Source organism: Pseudomonas sp. Irchel 3A18, from assembly GCF_900187465.1.
In the GTDB taxonomy this organism is placed as follows: domain Bacteria; phylum Pseudomonadota; class Gammaproteobacteria; order Pseudomonadales; family Pseudomonadaceae; genus Aquipseudomonas; species Aquipseudomonas cichorii.
In genome coordinates, this window is the sequence record NZ_FYDI01000003.1 from 190774 (window position 1) to 213579 (window position 22806).

Annotated in this window: 13 protein-coding genes; 7 read left to right on the top strand and 6 right to left on the bottom strand. The window is 58.4% G+C overall.

Features of this window, described 5'->3' with window-relative positions; all coding sequences use genetic code 11:
* Positions 1-141 precede the first annotated feature (141 nt).
* Positions 142-600, top strand: a complete 459-nt coding sequence (locus CKW23_RS06535) for a GNAT family N-acetyltransferase (RefSeq protein WP_095067266.1) — start codon at positions 142-144, stop codon at positions 598-600.
* Positions 601-612: 12 nt separating this feature from the next.
* Here the strand turns inward: CKW23_RS06535 and CKW23_RS06540 are convergent, their stop codons facing one another.
* From CKW23_RS06540 to CKW23_RS06550, 3 genes are read right to left on the bottom strand one after another with little or no spacing between them, the layout of a single operon-like run.
* Positions 613-909, bottom strand: a complete 297-nt coding sequence (locus CKW23_RS06540) for a helix-turn-helix domain-containing protein (RefSeq protein ID WP_095067267.1) — start codon at positions 907-909, stop codon at positions 613-615.
* Between the two features lie 26 nt (positions 910-935).
* Positions 936-1463 carry a M48 family metallopeptidase gene (locus CKW23_RS06545; RefSeq protein WP_025258177.1) on the bottom strand — a complete coding sequence of 176 codons (528 nt, stop codon included), beginning with the start codon at positions 1461-1463 and terminating at the stop codon, positions 936-938.
* A gap of 41 nt (positions 1464-1504) precedes the next feature.
* Entirely contained in the window at positions 1505-3631 is a 2127-nt protein-coding gene (locus CKW23_RS06550) for an EAL domain-containing protein (protein WP_095067268.1), read from the bottom strand.
* A 309-nt stretch (positions 3632-3940) separates the two neighbouring features.
* Between CKW23_RS06550 and CKW23_RS06555 the strand changes: the two genes are divergently transcribed.
* Positions 3941-4612, top strand: coding sequence for a polysaccharide lyase family 7 protein (locus CKW23_RS06555; protein ID WP_025258176.1), 672 nt, complete (start codon positions 3941-3943; stop codon positions 4610-4612).
* 67 nt (positions 4613-4679) lie between these two features.
* Here CKW23_RS06555 and putP read toward each other — a convergent pair whose 3' ends face one another.
* A complete protein-coding gene (gene putP / locus CKW23_RS06560; RefSeq protein WP_025258175.1) occupies positions 4680-6167 on the bottom strand; it encodes a sodium/proline symporter PutP in 1488 nt (495 codons plus the stop codon).
* A gap of 455 nt (positions 6168-6622) precedes the next feature.
* Here putP and putA point away from each other — a divergent pair, with 455 nt between their 5' ends.
* Positions 6623-10576, top strand: a complete 3954-nt coding sequence (gene putA, locus CKW23_RS06565) for a trifunctional transcriptional regulator/proline dehydrogenase/L-glutamate gamma-semialdehyde dehydrogenase (RefSeq protein ID WP_095067269.1) — start codon at positions 6623-6625, stop codon at positions 10574-10576.
* A 148-nt stretch (positions 10577-10724) separates the two neighbouring features.
* Entirely contained in the window at positions 10725-12527 is a 1803-nt protein-coding gene (locus CKW23_RS06570; RefSeq protein WP_025258173.1) for an acyl-CoA dehydrogenase, read from the top strand.
* Here the strand turns inward: CKW23_RS06570 and CKW23_RS06575 are convergent.
* Positions 12524-15103 carry a dermonecrotic toxin domain-containing protein gene (locus CKW23_RS06575; protein ID WP_095067270.1) on the bottom strand — a complete coding sequence of 860 codons (2580 nt, stop codon included), beginning with the start codon at positions 15101-15103 and terminating at the stop codon, positions 12524-12526. The two genes, CKW23_RS06570 and CKW23_RS06575, sit on opposite strands and share 4 nt — an antisense overlap.
* A 198-nt stretch (positions 15104-15301) precedes the next feature.
* On the opposite strand from CKW23_RS06575, the gene CKW23_RS06580 reads away from it, so the two are divergent.
* From CKW23_RS06580 to selO, 3 genes are read left to right on the top strand one after another with little or no spacing between them, the layout of a single operon-like run.
* Positions 15302-17044 carry a potassium/proton antiporter gene (locus tag CKW23_RS06580; RefSeq protein WP_025258171.1) on the top strand — a complete coding sequence of 581 codons (1743 nt, stop codon included), beginning with the start codon at positions 15302-15304 and terminating at the stop codon, positions 17042-17044.
* Positions 17045-17083: 39 nt separating this feature from the next.
* Complete coding sequence (gene mscK, locus CKW23_RS06585) at positions 17084-20470, top strand: mechanosensitive channel MscK (RefSeq protein WP_025258170.1); 3387 nt, start codon at positions 17084-17086, stop codon at positions 20468-20470.
* Between the two features lie 48 nt (positions 20471-20518).
* Positions 20519-21982, top strand: coding sequence for a protein adenylyltransferase SelO (gene selO / locus CKW23_RS06590; RefSeq protein ID WP_095067271.1), 1464 nt, complete (start codon positions 20519-20521; stop codon positions 21980-21982).
* Here the strand turns inward: selO and CKW23_RS06595 are convergent.
* The gene (locus tag CKW23_RS06595; protein ID WP_025258168.1) at positions 21966-22781 is read right to left on the bottom strand and encodes a hypothetical protein; all 816 of its coding nucleotides are present in this window, start codon (positions 22779-22781) and stop codon (positions 21966-21968) included. The two genes, selO and CKW23_RS06595, sit on opposite strands and share 17 nt — an antisense overlap.
* Positions 22782-22806: the final 25 nt, after the last annotated feature.

Genomic DNA, 22806 nt, shown 5'->3' on the forward strand with positions numbered 1-22806 from the left:
GCCCATGTGACAGCCATGTGATTGATGTAAAAATATTTTCCAGACCAAAGCCAAAACGATCGACAGACATCACGGCCTTTTATTGGGAATGCGGCGGTATACGTTTAGAATTCCCTTCTGGTTTCTCTGCGAGTCAACAACATGCCTATCAAATGGATCTGCAAACACCATACCGACCTGAGTATCGAACAGCTTTACGCTGCTCTGAAACTGCGCGCCGAGGTTTTCGTGGTCGAGCAGCAGTGCGTGTATCTGGATGTGGACGGGCTGGACCTGACAGGTGACACCTGCCATTTGATGGCCTGGCAGGACGGCAAGCTGGTGGCTTACCTGCGCTTGCTGGACCCGATCCAGCAAGGCGGCGATGTCACCATTGGCCGCGTGGTGACCGCGCCATCGATTCGCAACAAGGGCATGGGCCACGAACTGATGGTCCAGGCGCTGGAGCACGCCGAAAAGAAATGGCCCGACCAGCCCATCTATCTGTCGGCCCAGGCTCATCTTCAGGGTTACTACAGCCGTTACGGCTTCAACGCAGTAGGCGAGGAATATCTGGAGGACGACATCCCGCACATCGGCATGCGCCGCGACCTCGAATAAGGCCAGCTTCCGTCAGGGATAACCCAGTACGGCCTTGATGCTGGCCAGATTGCGGGTTATCCACGCTTTATCGATCGCACCCCAGTCCCGAATCCGGTAATGCCCGGCATGGTTGCGGGCACCCTCCTGTTGTTCGAATTCGCACTGGATATCCAGGTCGGCCAGCGCCGCGATAGTGTCTTGTGCCGTACGACGCGGCATGCCGGTGACCTCCGTCAATTCGGGCACCGTGCTGGCAAGCTGGCTGTCGATGAGGTACGCAACGTACAGTCGACGATAAAAGCTGCTTTTGGTCTTGCTGACATCCATCTTCAAAATCCTTTCTGGAGCGATATTCAGGTAGTCGACCGGGCGCCAGCCTGCAGGTCGCGATACGTCAGGTAGACCCGCAGGTCGAACTCAAGCTGGTGATAGCCCGGCTGCATGTGTTCACACAACTGGTAGAATGCCTTGTTGTGATCCGACTCCTTGAAGTGAGCCAGCTCATGCACCACGATCATGCGCAGAAACTGCGGTGCTGCTTCCTTGAACAGCGCAGCAACGCGAATCTCTTTCTTGGCCTTGAGCTTACCACCCTGCACTCGCGAAACCGTGGTGTGCAGGCCCAATGCGCGATGAGTCAGGTCAAGACGATTGTCGAACAGCACCTTATCCACAGGCGGCGCATTGCGCAGATGCTCCTGCTTCAAGGCCAGGGCATAGGCGTACAGCGCCTTGTCACTCTGGATCTGATGACGCTCCGGATAACGCTGCTGCAGATAGTCGCCCAGTTTGTCCTGAGCAATCAGTTGCCGCACCTGATCCTGAAGGGAAGCAGGATAGGCTTGCAGGTATTTGAGCGGTATAGGTGCTGAAGCAGTCATGGGGCCGTGGCAGATGATTTAAAGGTGCCAGTCTACCGCAATCAGCCACGCAGCCTCGACCAGTCAAAACGTGCAGGGAAGGAGCGGGCATCTTCGGCATCCAGCGGATAAGCCACCAGAAACCCCTGGATGACCTGACAGCCATTGTTGGCCAGCCACTCATATTGCTGCAAAGTCTCGACGCCTTCGGCGATGACCAGAATGTCGAGGTTGCGGCACAGATCAATGATGCTGCGCGCAAAGACCGCATCGCGAGGCGAGTCGAGCAGACCGGCAATGAAGTGTCTATCGAGCTTCAGGGTATCGAGTTGAAGGTTGCGCAGGTGCGACAGGGAGCACTCACCCACACCGAAATCATCCAGCGCCACGCGCACACCGATCTCGCGCAGTTGCTGCAACTGCTTGTGACTGTGGCTCAGGTTATTCACCAGTGAGGCTTCGGTAATCTCGACTTCCAGCTGGCCAGGCTGCAACTCGAAACGATCCATCGCCCGACGAAGCTCTGCGGCCAGGTTGGGCATGCAGAATTGCGTCGGGCTGACACTGACACTCACCACCAGATCGGAAGCAAAGACCCGACCCAATGCCTGACGTTGTTCGGCTCCCTGATCGAAGATCCAGCTGCCAAGCCGGTTGATAAGCCGCGTTTCCTCGAGCAAGGGAATGAACAAGGCTGGCGGCACTTCCCCGACACTGGCGTGCTGCCAGCGCAACAAGGCTTCAAACCCCCGCAGGCGACCATCCGCAACATGCACCTGAGGCTGATAGACCACCGAGAAATTCTTGCCTTCGATAGCATTGCGCACGCTGTCTTCGAGCATCAGACGCGAACGTGCACGACCGTTCATGTTCTGGTCATAGAAACGATATTGCTGGCGCCCTGCCCGCTTGGCTTCGTACATGGCAATGTCCGCCGCCCGCAGCAGGCCATCGAGGTTGGAGCCGCACTCGGGGTAAGTCGCAATCCCGATGCTGACGCCCAGAGAAATGTCCACGCCGTCGACCTGACGTTTCATCGATACCCGCTCGATAAGCTTTTCAGCCACCTTGGCGGCCTGCTCGGGATAGTCGAAGCCGTCGATCACTACAGTAAATTCGTCACCGCCCATGCGCGCCAGAACATCGTAGGGGCGCAGGCAATCCTTGAGCTGCGTGGCCACCCACAACAAAACCTGATCGCCGGCATCATGGCCCAGCGAGTCATTGATCTGCTTGAAGCCGTCCAGGTCCAGATACAGCACGACCAGATACTGCTCCGCATGCTCGTTGCGCAGCAGCATGCCCTCGACAGCCTGATAGAAGCCGCGTCGATTGAGCAGACCCGTCAAGGCATCGGTCACCGCCTGCTGTTCAAGCTGCTGATACAGATTGCGCTCCAGCGACATATCGAGAACGGTCAGCACCATCGCCTTCTGCTCGCAAGGCAGTGACGCGCAGGACAAGGCCACCGGCAATTGCCCGCCCCCAGCCGTACGCAAAACGGCATCATGCACGCGGTAAGTGTCGGCATTGCGATAGTGCTTGTAGAAATCCGACTCAAGCCAGCTCTGGACCTTGGGCTCCAGCACATAATCGAGCACGCTTGTACCGCGCAACTGTTCGTCCGGCGTATCGAGCAAGTGGCAGATAGCCGGGTTGGCGAAACTGATAATGCCGGTTTCATCCACCACCACAATACCTTCCGCCATATTGGCCAATACAGAAGCATTGAAGGCCCTGGCGCTTTCCAGTTCCTGGGTGAGCCTCTGCAAGGCACGACGATTGCGCTGCTGCTCCAGCAAGGCCTGAACCTTGGGCTTGAGCACATTCGGGTCGAAGGGCTTGAACAGATAATCGATGGCCCCGCTTGCATAGCCCTTGTGTACTGAAGCCGGGCTCTGCTCGTTGGCGGTCAGAAAAATGATCGGTGTCAGGCTTGTGCGCTGACTGCCGCGCATCAGGCGTGCGACTTCAAATCCATCCATGTCGGGCATCTGGACATCGAGCAGGACCAGATCCACTTCCTGCTCCAGAAGCACCGTCAACGCTTCTACACCGGAGCTGGCTGTGACGATGTGCCAGTCCGTTCGCTGAAGGACCGCGCACATCGTCACCAGATTCTCAGGGTAGTCATCAACAACCAGAAGAACCGAAGAGCCATCATTGGGCTTGGATTGCACGCATTCCATGCTGCTTCTCTACTTTTGTGGGCGGCGCCTGTCACAGAAAACCCTGTCCAATTTGCATCAACTTTAGTCGCTCCTGAAAAAAGCAGCAGCAAGGCAGCCTACTGCCATCACCAAAGTTCCACATAACCGACTAACGGTATATTCCTGCAGGCCATATAGATTCTGTCCTACAGGAAAAATGACAGCACTTTGACGTCATTAGTTCGCTCGCCAAGCATTAACAAATGCATGTTCAAATCGTATAAAAGCTGCCGAAACCCTCTGAGCAGAGACTTCAGAGCAGTCGAACGAATTTTTCTGGAAACGAAAATGATAGATCTAGGATCGTGGAATCTCAGTATCCCGGTAGGCTCACCCCCCAAAACCGTAGAAACCTCACAGTTGCGTCAAGGCTATGACGGTAAGTACTTCGAGTCCCATTCGGGGTACATTTTTTTCTGGTCGCCCGTCACCGGCTCACGCACCGAAAACGCCAAATACCCACGCAGCGAACTACGAGAGACGTGGTCCGACGGCACGCTGCATAACTGGTTGTACCCCGATGCAGACAACTTTCTGAATGCGACTCTTGAAGTCAATCAGGTGCCCTCATCGGGCAAGATCGTCATCGGCCAGATCCACGCCTACGACAGCACCGAGCCGATGCTCAAGGTCGAGTATCAGTACAAGAAGAAGACCCAGACCGGAAATATCGTGGTGAAAGTTCGCAAACGCTTCGATGATGACGAAAGCAAAGTCATCAAGATTGTCGAAGGCGTGCCACTCAACGAGAAGTTCAAATACATCATCCACCTGAGTCCCGGTGGAGAATTGAGCGTCAGCGCCAAAGACGTGAACTGGAGCACATCCATCAGTTCTTCCTGGAAAACAAAACCGCTCTATTTCAAGGCTGGCGTATATACCCAGGACAACTCCGGCTACAGCAATGAAGGCGGTAAAGCCACGTTCTATAACCTGGATATCGATCACAACAAAATCTGATATACCGCCCGCCAAAAGAAAGGCCCGCACTCGATGGGCGGGCCTCTTTCATTTCAGGACAGACCGATCAACGGGCAGCCTTGAACTCTTTCTCGGCAGCGATGAAACGCTCTTGCATCGAAGTCGACGGGCCTTTGCCAATCAGGCTGAAGAGCACAATCGCGAGGCTGGCGAAGATAAAGCCCGGCACGATTTCGTACAGGCCGATAGCGCTGAACTGTTTCCAGAGCACCACGGTTACTGCACCGACGACCACGCCAGCCAGCGCGCCATTGCGGGTCATGCCTTTCCACATCACCGAAATCAGCACCACCGGGCCGAACGCCGCACCGAAACCGGCCCAGGCGTAACTCACCAGCCCCAATACGCGGTTTTCAGGGTTGGCGGCCAGCAGGATGGCAATCACCGCCACCAGCAGCACCATGGCCCGGCCAACCCAGACCAGCTCAATTTGCGAGGCGTTCTTGCGCAGATACGCCTTGTAGAAGTCTTCGGTCAGGGCGCTGGAACACACCAGCAACTGGCAGCTCAAGGTGCTCATCACCGCCGCGAGAATAGCAGACAGCAACACACCGGCAATCCAGGGGTTGAACAGCAGCTTCGCCAGCTCGATGAACACCCGCTCCGGGTTCTCGGTCACGGGACCGGCCACATCAGGGTTTGCCGCGAAGTAAGCGATACCGAAGAAACCCACCGCAACCGCACCGGCCAGACACAAGATCATCCAGGTCATGGAGATACGACGGGCACTGGCAATCGACTTGACCGAATCCGCCGCCATGAAGCGGGCCAGGATATGTGGCTGCCCGAAATAGCCCAGCCCCCAGGCCAGCAGCGAGACAATGCCGATAAAGGTAGTGTTCTTGAACATGTCGAAACTGGCCGGGTTCTGGGCTTCGATGGCCAGGAAGGTGGTGTCGATGCCACCGGTCGCCAGCAGCGCGATGATCGGCGTGAGAATCAGCGCGAAGATCATCAGCGTGGCCTGGACGGTATCTGTCCAGCTCACCGCCAGGAAGCCACCCACGAAGGTGTAGACGATGGTTGCCGCAGCGCCCGCCCACAAGGACGTTGCATAGGACATGCCGAAGGTGCTCTCGAACAGACGCGCGCCCGCCACGATGCCCGAAGCGCAATAGATGGTGAAGAACACCAGAATCACGATGGCCGAGATGATACGCAGCACGCCGCTGTTGTCTTCAAAACGGCTGCTGAAGTAATCCGGAAGGGTCAGCGCATCACCGTTGTGCTCGGTCTGCACACGCAGACGACCGGCCACGAACAGCCAGTTCAGGTAGGCACCCGCGATCAGACCGATAGCGATCCAGGCTTCCGACAGGCCAGACATGTAGATGGCACCGGGCAAGCCCATCAGCAGCCAGCCGCTCATGTCCGAAGCACCCGCCGAGAGGGCGGTTACCACGCTGCCGAGGCTACGCCCGCCAAGAATGTAATCGGAAAGGTTATTGGTGGAGCGATAGGCCATGAGGCCGATCAGCACCATCGCAGCGATGTAGATCACGAAGGTGATCAGGATAGGGTTGTTGAAGCTCATGAGTTCTGCCTTGGCATTGTTTTTATGAAACGCCAGATACCCGGAAGAAAGTCGGTTACCGAACCCGCTATCCATGCCTTGATACCCGACGCAGCGCTGACTGAAATTTCCGCAAGGAAGCAGCCACTGAACGACTCGCTAACGGTTGCACCGTGGTGGCGAATCCTATTAGACAAACTGAAAAAGGTGCAACCAAATTAAACGAATCAGTTGCACCCTCTGCAAAATGATCACTGCACTGTGATTTCCGCCCCATTTTGAAGCGGCAAATGACGCTTACGCAAAAGAAAACGCACCAGAATCACTCATTTGTCCCGTATCACAGGGCCTCAAGAGAAATAGCCTTGAAATATTCTGCAAAAAACAGGTTGCACCCGGTTGCACCTTTACCAACGCAAAGCTAACCTGCGCCAAAGCCGAGGCCACATACAGAGTGGCGACAATGAGGACAAGACATGGCCACCACCACTCTGGGCGTCAAGCTTGACGACCTGACCCGCGAGCGATTGAAAGCAGCCGCACACTCCATCGACCGTACGCCGCACTGGTTGATCAAGCAGGCCATCTTCAATTACCTGGAAAAGCTGGAGAGTGGTGCAACCCTGCAAGAACTCAATGGCCTGGGCAGCAAGGACGGCGATGAAAGCGGCGAGTTGCCAGCCGACACGAGCTACCAGAGTTTTCTGGAGTTTGCCGAAAGCATCCTGCCGCAATCGGTTCTGCGCTCCGCCATCACCGCCGCCTACCGCCGCCCCGAGCCGGAAGTGGTCCCCATGCTGCTGGAGCAAGCTCGCCTGCCCGCCCCCATGGCCGACGCCACCCACAAGCTGGCGGCCTCCATCGCCGAAAAACTGCGTAACCAGAAGAGCGCGAGCGGTCGCGCTGGAATCGTTCAAGGGCTGCTGCAAGAGTTCTCGCTCTCTTCCCAGGAAGGCGTGGCATTGATGTGTCTGGCCGAAGCATTGCTGCGCATTCCCGACAAAGGTACTCGCGATGCACTGATCCGCGACAAGATCAGCAACGGCAACTGGCAGCCTCACTTGGGCAATAGCCCTTCGCTGTTCGTCAACGCAGCCACCTGGGGATTGCTGTTGACCGGCAAGCTGGTGTCCACCCACAACGAAACCGGTCTTTCCTCGTCTCTGAGCCGTATCATCGGCAAAAGCGGCGAGCCCATGATCCGCAAGGGAGTGGACATGGCCATGCGCCTGATGGGCGAGCAGTTCGTGACCGGCGAAACCATTGGCGAAGCCCTGGCCAACGCCAGTCGTTTTGAAGCCAAGGGCTTTCGTTACTCCTACGACATGCTGGGTGAAGCGGCCCTGACCGAGCACGACGCACAGAAGTACCTGGCGTCCTACGAACAGGCCATTCACTCCATCGGCAAGGCCTCCCACGGTCGCGGCATTTATGAAGGACCGGGCATTTCCATCAAGCTGTCGGCGCTGCACCCGCGCTACAGCCGCGCCCAATACGAGCGGGTGATGGAAGAACTGTATCCGCGCCTGCTGTCGCTGACCCTGCTGGCCAAGCAATACGATATCGGCCTGAATATCGATGCCGAAGAGGCCGACCGCCTGGAGCTATCGCTGGACCTGCTGGAGCGCCTGTGCTTCGAGCCGCAACTGACCGGCTGGAACGGCATCGGCTTCGTCATTCAGGCGTACCAGAAGCGCTGCCCTTATGTAATCGATTACGTGATCGACCTGGCACGTCGCAGCCGCCATCGCCTGATGATCCGTCTGGTAAAAGGCGCGTACTGGGACAGCGAAATCAAACGCGCTCAGGTCGAAGGCCTGGAAGGCTATCCGGTCTATACCCGCAAGGTTTATACCGACGTTTCCTATATCGCCTGTGCCCGCAAACTGTTGGCCGCGCCGGAAGTCATCTATCCGCAGTTCGCGACCCACAACGCCCATACACTGGCGGCCATTTATCACATTGCCGGTCAGAACTATTACCCCGGCCAGTACGAATTCCAGTGCCTCCACGGCATGGGCGAACCGCTTTACGAGCAGGTGGTGGGCAAGGTTGCCGATGGCAAGCTGAACCGTCCGTGCCGTGTCTATGCGCCGGTCGGTACCCATGAAACGCTGCTGGCGTATCTGGTGCGACGCCTGCTGGAGAACGGTGCCAACACCTCGTTCGTCAACCGCATCGCCGATCAGTCGGTTTCGATCCAGGAACTGGTAGCCGACCCGGTCAGCAGCATCGAGCGCATGGCGACCCAGGAAGGCAGCTTCGGCCTGCCGCACCCGCGCATTCCACTGCCCCGCGACCTGTATGGTTCGGAGCGCCCCAACTCAAGCGGCATCGACATGGCCAACGAACATCGTCTGGCCTCGCTATCGTCGGCCTTGCTGGCGAGCGCCCACACCGACTGGAAAGCCGCGCCACTGCTCGGTTGCCCCGCGAGCGAAGGCACGCCACTGGCGACTCTGAACCCGTCCGACCACAGAGACGTCGTGGGTCATGTGCAGGAAGCCAGCCTGGAAGATGTCGATAACGCCATCCAGAGCGCACTGATTTCCGGCCCGATCTGGCAGGCCACGCCGCCAGCCGAGCGCGCCGCCATTCTTGAGCGCGCCGCAGACCTGATGGAAAACGAGATACAGCCGTTGATGGGCCTGCTGGTCCGCGAAGCAGGCAAGACCTTCGTCAACGCCATTGCCGAAGTTCGCGAAGCCGTGGACTTCCTGCGCTACTACGCCGTGCAGGCCCGCAGCGATTTCAGCAACGATACGCACCGCCCGCTGGGGCCGGTGGTCTGTATCAGCCCATGGAACTTCCCGCTGGCGATTTTCAGTGGTCAGGTTGCAGCAGCATTGGCCGCAGGCAACCCGGTGCTGGCCAAGCCTGCCGAGCAAACCCCGCTGATCGCAGCCCAGGCCGTGCGCCTGCTGCTGGAAGCCGGTATCCCGGAAGGTGTGCTGCAACTGCTGCCCGGACGCGGTGAAACCGTCGGAGCCCGACTGGTGGGCGACGAGCGCGTCAAAGGTGTGATGTTCACCGGCTCCACCGAAGTGGCGCGCCTGCTGCAACGCAACATTGCCGGGCGTCTTGATGCCCAGGGCCGACCGATCCCGCTGATCGCCGAAACCGGTGGCCAGAACGCCATGATCGTCGACTCCTCGGCACTCACCGAACAGGTGGTGATCGACATTCTGTCCTCGGCCTTCGACAGCGCGGGTCAACGCTGCTCGGCACTGCGCGTGCTGTGCCTGCAGGAAGACTCGGCTGATCGCGTGATCGAAATGCTCAAGGGTGCCATGGCCGAAAACCGCCTGGGCAACCCGGAGCATTTGTCCGTGGATATCGGGCCGGTGATCGACGCCGAAGCCAAGGCCGGAATCGAGAAACACATTCAGGGCATGCGCGACAAAGGCCGCACGGTCTATCAGGTGGCAATCGCCAACAGTGCAGACCTCAAGCGCGGTACCTACGTGATGCCGACCCTGATCGAGCTGGAAAGCTTCGACGAACTGCAACGGGAAATCTTCGGACCGGTGCTGCACGTGGTTCGCTACAAGCGCAAGGAACTGGACCAGCTTATCGGCCAGATCAATGCCACCGGTTACGGCTTGACACTGGGCGTACACACGCGCATCGACGAGACGATTGCCAAGGTCATCGATAACGTCAATGCCGGTAACGTCTACGTCAACCGCAACATTGTCGGTGCCGTGGTCGGTGTGCAGCCGTTCGGCGGCGAAGGCCTGTCGGGCACCGGCCCGAAAGCGGGCGGGCCGCTGTACCTGTATCGCCTGCTGTCGACTCGCCCGCAGGACGCCATCGAACAGTCCTTTGGCCGTGGCGACAAACTGATCGCACCCGACACCCGCCTGCAGGAAGCCTTGGGCAAACCGCTGCAAGCCTTGAAAACCTGGGCTGCAAGCAATCAGCAAACCGCACTGGACGAATTGTGCAGCCAGTTTGCCGAGCAATCGCAAAGCGGCATCACGCGCCTGCTGACCGGCCCGACCGGCGAGCGCAACAGCTACAGCATCCTGCCGCGTGAGCATGTGCTGTGTCTGGCCGATGACGAAACCGACCTGCTGACCCAACTGGCCGCCGTCCTGGCCGTTGGCAGTACCGCCATCTGGCCGGAAACCACGACCAGCAAGCCACTGCGCAATCGCCTGCCCAAAGAGGTTCAAGCCCGCATCAAGCTGGTCGCAGACTGGAGCAAGGACGAAGTGCTGATCGACGCCGTTCTGCACCATGGCGATTCGGACCAGTTGCGCGCCATTTGCGAGCAGGTAGCCCAGCGCTGCGGCGCGATCATCGGCGTCAACGGCCTGTCACACGGCGAAACCAACGTCGCTCTGGAACGCCTGGTGATCGAACGCGCCTTGAGCGTGAACACCGCAGCGGCGGGAGGGAATGCGAGCCTGATGACGATAGGTTGACGAGGGGAAGCGGCAAGCTTCAAGCTTTTAACTTGGAGCTTGCAGCTTGCGCCCAATCGCTTCACCACCATCACTCCCATCAATCATGCTGGGCAGCACTCCATCCCCAGCCTAGACTCTGCCCACTACAAGACAAAGGGTGAAGGTCATGTCCGAGACGCTGCTCAGTTCCCGCAATCTGGCTTTCGAGCTGTATGAAGTGCTGGATGCCGAAGCGCTGACCCGGCGTGAGCGCTTTGCCGAGCACAGTCGCGAGACGTTCGATGCCGCCATCGGCACGGCTCGTACGATTGCCGAGAAGTACTTCGCCCCGCACAACCGCAAGGCCGATGAAAACGAGCCACGCTACGAGCATGGCGAGGCGGTGCTGATCCCCGAGGTCAAACCTGCAGTAGATGCGTTTCTGGAAGCTGGTTTCCTCAATGCGGCGCGGGACTTCGAGGAAGGCGGCATGCAGTTGCCGACCCTGCTGTCCCAAGCCTGCTTTGCTCACTTCCAGGCTGCGAATGCGGGCACCACGGCTTACCCGTTCCTGAGCATGGGCGTGGCGAACCTCATCGAAAGCTTTGGCAGCAACGAGCAAAAGCAGCGTTTCCTGCAACCGATCATCGAAGGCCGTTTTTTCGGCACCATGGCGTTGACCGAACCTCATGCCGGCTCGTCGCTGTCGGATATCCGCACCCGCGCCGAGCCCGCTGCGGATGGCAGCTATCGCTTGCGCGGCAACAAGATTTTCATTTCCGGTGGTGATCACTCACTGTCGGAGAACATCGTGCATATGGTGCTGGCCAAGTTGCCGGACGCACCTGCCGGTGTGAAAGGTATTTCGCTGTTTATCGTGCCCAAGTTTCTGGTCAATGAAGACGGCACAAACGGCCCACGCAATGACGTGATTCTGGCCGGGCTGTTTCACAAGATGGGCTGGCGCGGCACCACCTCGACAGCGCTGAACTTCGGCGATAACGGGCAATGTGTGGGCTATCTGGTGGGCAAACCCCATCAGGGCCTGAGCTACATGTTCCAGATGATGAACGAAGCGCGGATTGGCGTGGGCATGGGTGCAATCATGCTGGGTTATGCAGGTTATCTGTATTCTCTGGACTACGCCCGTGAACGTCCGCAAGGACGACTGCCGGATAACCGAAACCCGGAAAGCCCGCCCGTCCCTATCATTCAGCACGCCGATGTCAGGCGCATGTTGTTGACGCAAAAAGCCTACGTGGAGGGCGCCTTCGACCTCGGCCTGTACAGCGCTCGCCTGTTTGACGATACCCAAACCGGCGAAACCGAAGAACTGAAGCGCCAGGCCCACGAACTGCTCGATCTGTTGACACCCATCGTCAAGTCCTGGCCTTCGGAGTTCTGTCTGAAAGCCAACGAACTGGCGATCCAGATTCTGGGCGGCCATGGCTATATCCGCGAATATCCGGTGGAGCAGTATTACCGCGACAACCGCCTGAACCCGATCCACGAAGGCACCCACGGCATTCAGTCGCTGGACTTGCTGGGGCGCAAGCTGGCACAAAATAATGGCGCAGGGCTCAAGCAGTTGATCCGCCTGATTGCCGACACCACAAAGCGGGCCAGCGCCCACGAAAGCCTTGATGCCTTGCGCCAACCACTGGAGCAACTGGTGACGCGTCTGCAAACCGTGACCGTTGGCCTGCTGACCGATCTGGCACAGGGCAAGGTCAGTACCACGCTCGCCAATTCGGCGCTCTATCTGAAGGTTTTCGGACATACCGTCATCGGCTGGCGCTGGCTGGAACAGGCCATTCGCGCCACAGAGGGACTGTCTCGAAATAACTCGACCGATGCCGATTTCTATCAAGGCAAGTTGCAAGCAGCCCGGTACTTCCTGACCTGGGAAGTACCGGGCTGCAATCATGAACTGACGTTGCTGGAAAACCGCGATGATGCCTGCCTGAGCATGCAGGCCGACTGGTTCTAGAAACTCAACCCCATCGTATCAGGTGGAAAGAACCGATCCACCAGCCGCCGGCCTTGCTCTCCGAGCCTTGTGGCGTAGTGCTCGCGAGTGAAGGGCTCGCCGGTGCGCAAGTCATAGAGCTTTTGCCAGATCTTGGGCGAGGAGATTTCGATCAAACGCACTTTAATGAACTTGTAATTGAGGCCGGACACCTGATGAATGTCATCAATCAGGAAGTAACGGCCCGGCAGGAAAATCGACTCGACTTCCTCAGGCTCCGTGGAAAACGGCGCAACAGGGGTCGCCCCCAGATAGTTCTTGGCGGGCAATTCAAACACAACGGAAGTGTCGTTAAAGCTGATGGGCACACTTTTCCGGGCAAAACTGGCTGAATATTCACCCGCTTGGCTACTGCAAAAAATCCTCGCCACATAAGGGTTTTCGCTGAACGACAAGATGTCGGTACTGACCAGCACATCGCCGCTCTTGATCTGTCCGTTCCGAAAATAGGCCCCCGAGGTGCCGCGTAGTTCACTGCCGCCGCGATAAAGCGTGACGCTGTTGTCGAAACCAACAGTGCGCAGGTCATCGACCAGTTCGTCGATTAAATCCACTTGCGCCGGGCCGGTCGAAATACCGGTGCGCAGGTACTGGTTGAAAGACATATCCGCGCTCGAATACAACGGAATACGTCCACCCACGTATTGGCCATCCGATTTTTTGTAGAGGTGGTGCATATCTCCCCACTCGTCGATAAACACCGGATTGCCCTGCAGATCCTGAGAGATCAGATCGCCAGGCTTCAGCTCCGGCACACTCATGAGCGCTTTTTGACGGGCCAGGGCGATCTGTGAGAGGCGCTCTTCCTCAGCAAGATTGAACTGCATGTAGACGTCCCAGAAAGACGAGCGAACGCTTACCAATGATAAGGGCACCACCTCATTGCCCACTTCACCCGCGATGACACCTCGCGATGACGCCGCCGAAGGCTCGCGCCACTCCCACTCGCTACGGGCATTAAGACGCACGGCACGACTGGCGTCACTGACATGGGGGTTTGTCGGGGCGGTCAGGGTCCAGGCATGGAGGTCATCATTGAACACCACCCTGTAAGGCACATCGTCCAGGCTGATCCAGGTTTCGCCATTGGAGAGCATCTGGATGCCGCGCATATTGGCGCTGGCACCAGCCGGGGTCGGCGCTGTCGGACTCAGTTCTACCAAGGGAGTGAGTTCCCGGGGACCGGGCAAAACCGCGCTACCCAGGCTTCGGCTACCCGCGCTCATCTTGAGCATGCCCACCAACATGGAGAGGTTCAGCACCAGAGACAGCGAGCCAAAGATCACACTGACGAGCCCGGCCTTGCGTTGTCGCGGGTCACGTTCACGGATGGTCTGATCAATATCGAGCACAAGGCTGGCAGCACTCGCGCCAACCAGAAGCAAAGCCATCGGCCAGGACATCAGCGCCAGATTACCGATAGTATTGGTGAACGCATTCAGGTAGCCGAGCCATATCTGCTTGCGCAGCCTGGTGTTGGAGGTCAGCAATATCTGCGAATCTGCTCGCATCTGCTCTTTGGCGAGCCCGCGCAGGTAGACAAACGCATCGCCACTGATAGCGAAATCGCTGCTGTTGATCAGGTTTTGCCCTGCCACCCAGGGAGTGTTCAGAATCTGCAGTGCATGCTCATCGAAGTCCGCACTGTACAATTGCAGCCGCGCCGCCGAGCGAATGAACAACTGTTTAAAGGTGGCTGTTGGTGAAGTATCGAGCAATCGCTCCTGCACCCATTCATACAGCACTTTATCCGAGGCAAATACATAAAAGGTATTCCTGTCGCTGGGCAGGTAGAGAAATTGCTGCCCCGTGCCATCAACAATACGAATGCTCTCGGTGCAGACATAACCGCCGACATCGAAGGTGCGAAGGGTCAGCCCGGCCCTCGGGATCACGCCTGCACGCAGCGATTCGTAGGTCATGACGGGCTGCAACTTGCCGATAACCGCTTCAGTGACGAGCTTGAACTGCTCGATGTTCAAGCGCCCCTTGAGCATTTGCAGACCGGCAGACGCCAGAAATGCGGAACGGGCCAGGGTGCAGAAATTCTGACTGTGCAGCTTCCAGAAGCGCTCCATCCTGGCAGTGAAAAGCCGATTGAAATCCAGCACCCAGAAATCATCAAGAACGTGCTGGGGAAGAAGGGCAACTTCGTTGCGCTCGTCGAACCAATGCTGTTGCGGTCCGCCGTGGTAGAAACCGCCATAGGATGACAACTCATCGCCTGCCATCTGGTCCTTGACGCTGAAGCGACGAATCATCAACTCGACAAAGGTCATCGACTCCACGGGCGGCCCGGAATGCTTCCAGCCGGTGAACGTCCTCGGACTGCTCACCGCAGTGGAAAATCGATGCCAATAGACCGTGTCCGGGTCCAGCCGCTTGCCGGTGTACTTGAACAACAGCTTGCGAGCTTCGGAATAGGCAAGGCCGTGGATATCCGGATAATCGTCGATAAATGCGCGAGCGATGGCTTTGAGTCGGGTTTCGTCATCTGCAATCGCCATACGGGTGACTTCAGCGGTAGGTGTGGGCATGACTTTCTTTTCCTGTAGGAGACAAGCCATGCACGTGAGCAGACAGGGAAATTGTAAGGCGTTAATTATTTATAGGATTAGTCTGTAACCTTTTTTGACAGCCAGCCAATTCAACAGGTTAGAATCCCTTGGCATGCGGACTGCATGGTCAGTTTGTATCCTGCCTGTTCACAACCGTTTCTATCTGGAGTACCGCCCTTGGATGCCACGACCATCAACAGCCTGTTCCTGATCGGCGCGTTGCTGGTGGGCGCAAGTATTCTGGTCAGCTCCCTGTCTTCACGCCTCGGCATTCCGATTCTGGTCATTATTCTTGCCGTGGGCATGGTCGCCGGGGTCGATGGCGGCGGGATCATCTTCGACAACTACGCCACTGCGTATCTGGTGGGCAACCTGGCCCTGGCAGTGATCCTGCTGGATGGCGGCCTGCGTACCAGGGTCGCCAGCTTCCGGGTCGCGTTGTGGCCTGCATTGTCGCTGGCAACGGTCGGGGTTCTGATTACCACCGGGCTGACCGGCATGGTCGCGGCATGGCTCTTCGACCTGAACATGATCCAGGGCCTGCTGATCGGCGCAATCGTCGGTTCCACAGATGCCGCGGCGGTGTTCTCGCTGTTGGGCGGCAAGGGCCTGAACGAGCGGGTGACCGCCAGCCTGGAAATCGAATCCGGCAGTAACGACCCCATGGCGGTGTTTCTGACCGTCACCCTGATCGGCATGCTCGCCAGCGGCCAGACCGGCCTGCACTGGGGATTAGTGGGGCATCTGATTCAAGAATTCGGTATCGGCAGCTTCATCGGCCTGGGTGGCGGCTGGCTGATGCTGCAACTGGTCAACCGCATCAATCTGGCAGCCGGGCTGTATCCGATCCTGGTCATCGCAGGTGGTCTGGCGGTCTTTGCCCTGACCAACGCCATTCACGGCAGCGGCTTCCTGGCCGTTTACCTGTGCGGTCTGGTGCTGGGCAACCGGCCAATCCGCAGCCGCCACGGCATTCTGCACATGCTCGACGGCATGGCCTGGCTCGCGCAGATCGGCATGTTCCTGGTGCTGGGCCTGCTGGTCACGCCGCATGACCTGCTGCCTATCGCCATACCGGCCCTGGGCCTGGCGTTGTGGATGATTCTGGTGGCTCGCCCGCTTTCGGTCATGGTCGGCCTGTTGCCGTTCAAGGCGTTCCATGGCCGTGAAAAGGCGTTCATTGCCTGGGTCGGCCTGCGCGGCGCGGTTCCGATCATTCTGGCGGTGTTCCCGCTGATGGCCGGCCTGCCCAACGCGCAACTGTATTTCAACCTCGCATTCTTCATCGTTCTGGTTTCGCTGTTGCTGCAAGGCACCAGCCTGCCGTGGATGGCAAAACTGCTCAAGGTCACGGTTCCGCCTGATCCTGCACCGATTACCCGTTCGGCGCTGGAAGTGCATATCACCAGTGAATGGGAGCTGTTCGTCTATCGCCTGGGGGCTGAAAAATGGTGCATCGGCGCGGCCCTGCGCGAATTGAAAATGCCCGAAAACACCCGTATTGCGGCGTTGTTCCGCAATCAGCAACTGCTCCACCCTTCCGGCAGTACCACGCTGGAAGTGGGCGACATGCTGTGCGTGATCGGTCACGAACATGATCTTCCGGCGCTGGGCAAGCTGTTCAGCCAGGCACCGCAGCGCGGCCTGGACCTGCGTTTCTTCGGCGACTTCGTCCTTGAAGGCGATGCGCAACTGGGTGCCGTCGCGGCGTTGTATGGCCTCAAGCTCGACGGTCTGGATACCAATATGCCGCTCAGCCAGTTCATCATTCAGAAGAATCGCGGTGAGCCCGTCGTGGGCGACCAGATCGAATGGAATGGAACTATTTGGACTGTTGCGGTGATGGAAGGGAACAAGATCCTCAAAGTCGGCGTCAGATTCCCCGAAGGAAGCCGCCCGGGTCCCGGATTGTTCCTTTAAACTGCCAATCCACTCCGTTTTATCAAGCGACCGGTGTCTATGTTTTCGCTGCGTGCATTCTTTGCTGTCACTCTGCTCGGGCTTTGCCTTTCCACTTTCCCGGCGTTGGCGGCTGACCCGCCAACCAGTGCAGCCGTACAGCAAAGCCTGGACAAGATCGCCGACCGTAAACTGCCGGAGGCCGATCAGAAGGCCCTGCAGCAGGTGCTTGAGCAAACCCTCGCGTTTCTGGCCAGCCAGCAGGACAGCCAGGAGAAACTCGCCGCGCTCAAGCAGCAGTTGAATCAGGCTCCCAAACAGACCACCGAGAACCAGCGCGAACTGAGCCGTCTGAAAGAAAGCAGAGTCATCCCTGTTGCCCAGCGCTATGGCAACCTTGACGTGCCGCAACTCGAGCAGATGCTCAGCCAGCGCAGCACTCAGCAAAGCGACCTGCAAAAGGCCCTCAACGAAGCCAACAGCCTGACCATCACCGCCCAGACGCGGCCGGAAAGAGCTCAGGCAGAAATCAGCGCCAACCAGACCCGCATCCAGCAAATCAACGCCACGCTCAAGCTGGGCAAGGATAACGGCAAGACCCTCAACGCCGACCAGCGCAACATGCTCAATGCCGAACTGGCTTCGATCAATGCGTTGAACCTGCTGCGCCGCCAGGAACTGGCCGGCAACAGCCAGCTTCAAGACCTGGGCAACAGCCAGCATGACCTGCTGACCGAGAAGGTGACCCGCCAGGAACAGGAAATCCAGGATCTGCAGACCCTGATCAACGATAAGCGCCGCGCCCAGTCCCAGAAAACCGTGGCAGAGCTGTCCCTGGAGGCGCAAAAAGCAGGCAGCAGCAGCCTGCTGGCCACTGAAAGCGCGGCCAACCTCAAGCTGTCCGACTATTTGCTGCGCGGCACTGATCGCCTCAATGAGCTGACCCAGCAGAACCTCAAGACCAAGCAGCAACTGGACAACCTGACCCAGACCGATCAGGCCCTGAGCGAACAGATCAACGTTCTGAGCGGCAGCCTGTTACTGTCCAAGATTCTCTACAAACAGAAGCAAGCCCTGCCCCATCTGCAACTGGACAAAGGCCTGGCCGACGAAATCGCCAACATTCGCCTGTACCAGTTCGAGGTCAATCAGCAGCGTGAACAGATGAGCAGCCCTTCGGCCTATGTCGAAAAACTGCTGGCGACCCAACCGCCCGAAGACATCACCCCGCAACTGCGCAAGACCCTGCTGGATCTGGCCATTACCCGCAGCGATCTGCTGGAACGCCTGAACCGCGAACTCAGTGCCCTGCTCAACGAATCCATCACCCTGCAACTGAACCAGAAACAGCTGACCAGCACGGCCTTGAGCCTGCGCGCCACGCTGGACGAGCAGATGTTCTGGATCCCCAGCAACAAGCCGCTCGATCTGGAATGGTTCCAGAACATCTGGCCACGCCTGACCAAGCAGCTCGCCACACTTCCCTGGACATCCAGCCTCAGCGAACTGTCCGACGGACTGACCCAACGTCCACTGCTGTTCCTGCCGCTGCTGGTGCTGATCGGTGTTCTGACATGGCGACGCAAGGCGCTTTATCAAAAGCTGGGACGGTTGCACTCCGATATCGGCCACTTCAAACGTGACAGCCAGTGGAAAACGCCTCTGGCCCTGCTGATCAACGTGCTGCTGGCCTTGCCTGTGGCGCTGGGCCTGGCCTTGTGCGGCTACGCCCTGCAGATCGATGCCCGCGGGCAGAACGCCAATCTGGGCGAAGCATTGCTGCAGATTGCCTTGGCCTGGCTGGTGTTCTACACGGCCTATCGCGTCCTGGCACCGGCTGGCGTTGCGCAACTGCATTTCCGCTGGGAAACCGCTCAGGTAGAGTTCCTGCGTGGCTGGGTTCGTCGGCTGGGGCTGGTGGTACTGGCGCTGGTGGCAGTGGTCGCCGTTGCCGAACACCAACCGGCGGCACTGGCCGACGATGTGCTGGGCATTGGCGTGGTACTGACCTGCTACGCCTTGATGGCCTGGCTGCTCAGCCGCCTGCTGCTCTCCAGCCCGACTCATCACAACGCTTCGCTGTTCCGCAAAGCCGTCGGTCTTGCGTTCACGGCCCTCCCCATCGCGCTGTTTCTGGCGGTCTGCTTCGGTTACTACTACACCGCGCTGAAACTCAGCGACCGCCTGATCGATACCTTGTACCTGATCATGCTCTGGCTGGTGACAGAGGCCACCTTCGTGCGCGGCCTGAGCGTTGCCGCACGTCGCCTGGCTTACCAGCGCGCACTGGCCAAGCGTCAGGCCGCGCGGGAAAGCGGTGACGGCGAAATCGCGATAGAAGAACCGAAGCTGGACATCGAGCAGGTCAACCAGCAGTCGCTGCGCCTGATTCGCCTGGCCTTGCTGGGCGGCTTCATCGGCGGGCTCTATCTGGTCTGGGCCGACCTGATCACCGTATTCGCGTACCTGGACAACATCACGCTCTACGAATACACCAGTGGCACGGGTGCCAATGTCAGCATGGTGCCCATCAGCCTGGGCGACATGATCGGCGCACTGGTGATTATCGGTATCACCTTCGTGCTGGCCGGCAACCTGCCAGGCCTGCTGGAAGTGCTGGTGCTGTCACGCCTGAATCTGGCGCAAGGCAGTGCCTATGCCACCACCACGCTGCTGTCCTATGCCATTGCCGGTATCGGCTTCGTCTCTACCCTCTCGACCCTGGGCGTGAGCTGGGACAAGCTGCAATGGCTGGTCGCTGCGCTGTCGGTAGGCCTGGGTTTCGGCATGCAGGAAATCTTCGCGAACTTCATCTCCGGCATCATGATCCTGTTCGAGCGCCCGGTGCGGATCGGCGACACCATCACCATCGGCAACCTGTCGGGTACGGTCAGCAAGATCCGCATCCGCGCCACGACCATCACCGACTTCGACCGCAAGGACATCATCGTCCCGAACAAGACCTTCATCACCGGCCAGCTCATCAACTGGTCGCTGACCGACACCATCACCCGCGTCACCCTGAAACTGGGCGTGGATTACGGCTCGGACCTGGACCTGGTCCGCACCCTGCTGCTCCAGGCCGCCCGTGACAACCCTCGTGTACTGAAGGAGCCGGAACCGATCGTCTACTTCCTGAACTTCGGCGAAAGCACCCTGGACCACGAACTGCGCATGCATGTACGCGACCTGGGCGACCGTAACCCCGTGCTGGACGAGATCAACCGCTTCATCAACCGTGAGTTCAAGAAGCAGAAAATCAACATCTCGTTCCGCCAGGTAGAGGTCTATCTCAAGAACCTTCACGGCCAGGAATACAAGATGGTGCCGATCGAAAACACTGACAAAACCATCCTGCCTACCGAGCCTGCGACGCCGCCGGTCACGACCAAAGTGAAGCCCGCGCCCAAGGATGCACCGGAGCCGCCTGAACTCAGGCTCGACTGAGGCGGCTAATCCCAGCAGAATGCTCGGACATTCTGCTGGAGATGGCCCGTGAAAGCCCTCGACGAACTCATCTTCGACAACCGCTTCGCCCGACTGGGCGATGTGTTTTCCACAGCGGTCCTGCCCGAACCCATTGAAGAGCCTCGACTGGTAGTTGCCAGCGAGTCGGCCCTGGCACTTCTGGACCTGGACCCAAGCCAGGCCGAACTCCCTCTGTTCGCCGAAATCTTCAGCGGTCACAAGCTCTGGAGCGATGCCGATCCACGAGCAATGGTCTATTCAGGTCACCAGTTCGGCTCCTACAACCCAAGGCTGGGAGACGGGCGGGGCCTGTTGCTGGGCGAGGTCTACAACGACGCAGGCGAGCATTGGGACCTGCACCTCAAGGGGGCTGGCCGCACGCCTTATTCACGCATGGGCGACGGGCGCGCCGTATTGCGCTCCTCGATCCGTGAATTCCTGGCCTCTGAAGCCCTTCACGCACTGGGCATTCCCACCAGCCGGGCAGCTTGTGTGATCGGCTCAAGCACGCCGGTATGGCGCGAAACCCAGGAACGGGCGGCGATGGTTCTGCGGCTGGCTCCAAGCCATATCCGCTTCGGCAGCCTCGAATACTTCTACTACACCCAGCAGCCGGATCGCCTTAAAGAACTGGGCGAGCATGTACTGGCGATGCACTATCCACACTGCCTGGAACAGCCCGAGCCTTATCTGGCGATGTTCAGGGAAATCGTCGAGCGCAACGCCGAGCTGATCGCAAAATGGCAGGCCTATGGTTTCTGTCATGGCGTGATGAACACCGACAACATGTCGATCATGGGCATCACCTTCGACTTCGGCCCGTTCGCCTTTCTGGACGATTTCGATGAGCATTTCATCTGCAACCATTCCGACCATGAAGGCCGCTACTCCTTCAGCAATCAGGTGCCTATTGCGCAGTGGAACCTCAGCGCCCTGGCTCAAGCCCTGACGCCCTTCATCAGCGTCGAAGCGCTACGCGAAACCATCGGCCTGTTCCTGCCGCTCTATCAGGCCCACTACCTGGACCTCATGCGCCGTCGCCTGGGCCTGACCAGCGCCGAAGACGAGGATGACAAACTGATCAGCCGCCTCCTGCAACTGATGCAGAACAGCGGCGTCGATTACACCCTGTTCTTCCGCCGTCTGGGCGACGAACCCGCCGCCGATGCACTGCGCACACTGCGCGACGACTTTGTCGACATCAAGGGTTTCGACAGTTGGGCCGAAAGCTATCAGGCGCGTCAGACCAGAGAAGAAAACGGCACCGAGCAGGACCGCCAGACACGCATGCACGCCGTCAATCCGCTCTACATCCTGCGCAACTACCTGGCGCAAAACGCAATCGAAGCGGTAGAAAAAGGCGACTACACGGAAGTCCGCCGCCTGCATGAAGTGCTCTGCAACCCCTTCACCGAACAACCCGGCATGACTAACTACGCGCAACGCCCGCCGGATTGGGGGAAGCATCTGGAGATCAGTTGTTCGTCTTGATTGCTGGCCCGGTAGCAGCAGGGGTTTCGGCCTCCTTGGGAGGCTTTTCCTCAGCCGTGTCATCCTTGCCGGGAATCGCGCCTGCCAGGATTTCAAATAGCGTGAGTAGTCGTTCGTCTTGTTTTGGGCCAGCGGCTGCCTCAAGCATCCAAGCCTCTGTTTGAGCCTCATAATCTTCGGGGTATCGGGATTGCTCGATCAGAGGAAGAGATCGGTAATGGGCTAAATGTTCGGCATAAAAAACATGAAGCTCTTGAGTAAACTCACCTTGCTGGGTTCGATTGCCCATATTTGTTCTCCAACCCAACTCAATCTCCCATGCACCACGATAGGCCGCATGCCTTTCATGCAAGGTGAAGGTGTCGCCCTCATCGTAAGCAATCACCGTCAATTGCTCATATGACAAACCGGCAAAAGGATTTCTGGCGCTGGGATCACGCTGCATATCGCGAATCACATATTCCACCGCCTGCCGATCTCGCTCTCTCAGGAAGGGGTCATTTATTGTGGAGTCCGGTAAAACCTGCATTGCATCAGCGCGAAAATAGGGTACGGCATCGAACTGAGCGCGCAATGTGCTCGCCAGATTTCCCAGCTGACTGCGGGTCAGCGATTGATCACGCGCCTCCGCTCGGGCAGCACTTTCGCTTAGCTGGCGAGACAGTATCGATATATTGGTCGCGGGCGAAGGTGCTGGAACTTCGGCAACCGCATCGATATCTGGAGTAGCAACTGTTTTTATCGATGATATCGGCGTGACGGGTAAAGGTGTCCCGTGAGTTTCTATACTACTTATCATATACAGCCCTCTCTTTGAGGAAGGA